Annotated in this window: 3 protein-coding genes and 2 pseudogenes; 3 read left to right on the top strand and 2 right to left on the bottom strand. The window is 32.9% G+C overall.

The features are described from left to right. Nucleotides 1–157 (bottom strand): annotated as a pseudogene (locus V7183_RS25505) (GNAT family N-acetyltransferase); the annotation flags it as partial. Nucleotides 158–404: 247 nt separating this feature from the next. Between V7183_RS25505 and V7183_RS25500 the strand changes: the two are divergent. Both V7183_RS25500 and V7183_RS25495 read left to right on the top strand, forming a co-directional pair. Continuing rightward, nucleotides 405–1265, top strand: a complete 861-nt coding sequence (locus V7183_RS25500; RefSeq protein ID WP_335361281.1) for a DegV family protein — start codon at nt 405–407, stop codon at nt 1263–1265. 50 nt (nt 1266–1315) lie between these two features. Continuing rightward, nucleotides 1316–1393, top strand: a pseudogene (locus V7183_RS25495) (ribonuclease); the annotation flags it as partial. Nucleotides 1394–1472: 79 nt separating this feature from the next. Here the strand turns inward: V7183_RS25495 and V7183_RS25490 are convergent. After that, the gene (locus tag V7183_RS25490) at nt 1473–1907 is read right to left on the bottom strand and encodes an Lrp/AsnC family transcriptional regulator (RefSeq protein ID WP_335361280.1); all 435 of its coding nucleotides are present in this window, start codon (nt 1905–1907) and stop codon (nt 1473–1475) included. 142 nt (nt 1908–2049) lie between these two features. Here V7183_RS25490 and V7183_RS25485 point away from each other — a divergent pair. Then, nucleotides 2050–3289: APC family permease (locus V7183_RS25485; protein WP_335361279.1), on the top strand; the 1240-nt coding region annotated here is incomplete at its 3' end.

Raw genomic sequence — 3289 nt, 5'->3', positions numbered from 1 at the left:
CATCAATATAAACTAAACGTCCTAATCCAGCTTGTTCTCCGTTGTATGTAATAATTGCGACGTTATCTTGTTTTAAATCACTCGGAACAAATCCTACAGACGTATATTGATCATTAATCCACTCTAAATCTTCTAATGTAGCAAATTGAATTCCCATAACATTATCCCCCTTGTAAAACTCTGATATTCTATATTATATATAGAAGTATGTGAATTGTAATGGAACTTAAGGGTGTTTATTTGCGGGAGATTTACAAAAGTAATTATTGAGTTAAAATGAATTTCTGAACATTTCGAGCATAGAATATAGAATACTTTCTCTTTCTTCATTCTTGTTTTACGTATATAATTTAAAGGTAAATGTTCTTATTTTAGTATACTTATAACAGAATAGAGGTTTAAAAATGAGTGTTAAAATCATTACGGATAGTGCGGCTGACTTACCGAAAGAATTGCTGCAAGCTTATGATATAGATTTAATTCCACTTCGTGTATATGATGAGGCAGAAACAGAGTATTTAGATGGAGTGACATTAGAATCGGTTCAATTATTGCAAAAGATGAGAGAAGGCGAAGTGTATAAAACATCGCTGCCATCATTAGAAACATTCCAAGAAAAATTCATTACATATGCAAAGCAAGGTACACCTTGTATATATTTAGCTTTCTCATCTGAACTTTCTGGTACATATCAATCTTCAGTTGTTATTAAAGAAGAAGTACAAGAAACATATGCAGATTTCGATTTAGAAATTATTAATACGAAATGTGCTTCACTTGGTCAAGGTTTTGTTGTACTAGAATCAGCAAAAATGGCTAAAGAGGGTGCATCAAAAGAAGAAATCTTGAACCGTATTGCTTTTCTAACAAAACATATGGAGCACATCTTTACTGTAGCTGACTTGCAGTATTTAGTAAGAGGCGGGCGTTTAAGTAAGGTAGCTGGGTTTATTGGAGGCTTATTAAATATTAAGCCGATTTTAAATGTTGAAGAAGGCCAGCTTGTACCACTTGAAAAAATAAGAGGTAGAAAGAAAGTGCTAGGCCGAATTGTCGATATAATGGAAGAGCGAGGAAAAGAACTTAAAGGTCAAACAATTGGCATTACACACGGTGATGATTTAGAAACTGCGAATGCATTAAAAGTATTAATCACTGAAAGATTTGGATGTGAAGTGTTTATTGTAAATACAATTGGATCAGCAATTGGTGCACACACAGGACCAGGCGTTTTAGCTTTGTTCTTCTTAAATGAAGTAGAGTAAAGGATTGATCTTTTGGATCAATCCTTTTTTAGTGCTATGTAGCTACTAGTGATGAAATCATTTTTACAAAATATCAACATAACCGTAATCCATTTATTGATCATCCTGAATGGGTAAATGAAATTTGAAAATAAACAAGTAAAGTCATAGTTTGATAAAAATTTAAAGTAGAAAGGAGTGGTCATAAGGACCACTCCTTTCTTATGCCTATTCTACAATAATTGGTCTGTAAGGGATTGGTGAGGAGAGTATCATAGAGGTTTTTACTGTACCAAAGGGGATTACAATATCGATTAATGATTCTAATTCTTTCATTGATTGCACAGCTACTCTTAAGTAATAGCTACTTTCTCCTGTTACTCGGTGACATTCAAGTATTCTATGTTCGTTATATACTTTTTCTTCGAATTTTTTACATGGAATGTTTAAGTTCTCTATTCTTAAAAACGCTTGAATTCCTTTATCAACGGCATCTGGGGAAATACGTGCTGTATATTTTTCGATTATTCCCGCATCATGTAATCGTTTTATTCTTTCGGTAACACTCGGACGACTAAGATGTAAATGTTCAGTCATTTCTTTAATTGTCATTCTGGCATCTTCTTGTAAAAGTAAAATTATCTTTTTATCGATTGCATCCATAACGTATACTCCTTTATGAAACTGAAAATAAATAACTAAAATAACTTCATAATATAAAGTTCCGAAGAAATTTATGTTCATTTTTGAATATAAAATAGATTGATAACTTTCTATAATTTAAATATAAATGGAGGTGCTTAGAATGTCTAATGATTTTAAAGAAACGATTTCTATTGGAAAGGGTACCGCTTTATATGTGGGAGCTGTTTTAGGATCAGGAATTCTTATTTTGCCAGGTATGACAGCGAGTATAGCAGGGGGAAATGCTATTATTTCTTGGTTCTTAATGATTTTTCTCAGTATTCCGCTTGCGTTTACTTTTGCATTTTTGTCTATTGAGTATCCTAGTGCAGGTGGAATTGCAACATTTTCTGAAAAAGCTTTTGGAAAAAATGTTGGGGCTATAATAGGATGGTGTTTTTTTATTGCTGGAAGTGTTGGGCAAATTATCGTGTCTCTAACAGGCGGGGTGTATATTGCTAAGGTCTTCAATTTGCCTGTTTATTTTGCATATGTGCTAGCCATTCTTATATTAAGTATAGCTATTTGCTCAAATTTCTTCGGGTTCAGAATGGGTGGAGTCTTCCAAGTATGTATAGGTGTCTTAACTTTTCTTCTCTTACTCGTAACAATTGTTTGCTCCATACCTGCTATTGAAATGAAGAATATAAACGTGAACGTTTCAGTAAATGAATTACAACCTATTTTACATGCTTCATTATTAATATTTTGGTCTTTCTTTGGGTGGGAGGCCATTTCAAGTTTAGCACCTGAATTTAAATCTCCAAGAAAAAGAAATATTATTTTTTCTACAGGGATTGCTATTGTCATTATTGGTGTTTTATATTTTGGAATTGCCATTTCAGTAATCGGGACAGGATCATATTCTATAGAGTCTGATAATAGTACTGCCCTTGTAATCGTTATAAAAAACGCGTTAGGTGACCAATCTTCATGGTTAGTTGGATTCGTGGCTTTTATGATTTGTTTAGGTACAACGAATGCATTCGTTGCAAGTATGAGTCGGCTTGGTTATTCTCTAGGAAAAGAAGGGTTTGCACCTAATTATCTTGGTTATTTGAATAAAAAAAGTAATACACCGACGCATGCTTTAATGACAGTAGGATTCATCGCAGTAACAGGGATTTTCATAAGTTTTATTTTTCACATTGGCTTAGATAAAATAGTACTAATCCCTAATTCATTAGGAATTGTTACATATGTAGTAGGTACTGCAGCGGGAATAAAGCTGATAAAGAATAGAATAGGAAAAATTTTTTCTGTAACAGCATTTACATGTTGTGTTGTGGTATACCCTTTTATTGGGGGATTAATTGCTATTCCAATAGCAGTAGGATTAACATGCTTAATCTATCTATACA

Source organism: Bacillus sp. JJ1127 (assembly GCF_036965845.1).
Lineage (GTDB): Bacteria > Bacillota > Bacilli > Bacillales > Bacillaceae_G > Bacillus_A.
The sequence above is the reverse complement of the archived record's forward strand: the minus strand, read 5'-3'. Positions and strand labels throughout refer to the sequence as shown.

Coding starts and splice junctions, on each gene's coding strand:
- V7183_RS25490 (WP_335361280.1), bottom strand. CDS start 1,907: ATGGATGCAATCGATAAAAAGATAATTTTACTTTTACAAGAAGATGCC.
- V7183_RS25500 (WP_335361281.1), top strand. CDS start 405: ATGAGTGTTAAAATCATTACGGATAGTGCGGCTGACTTACCGAAAGAA.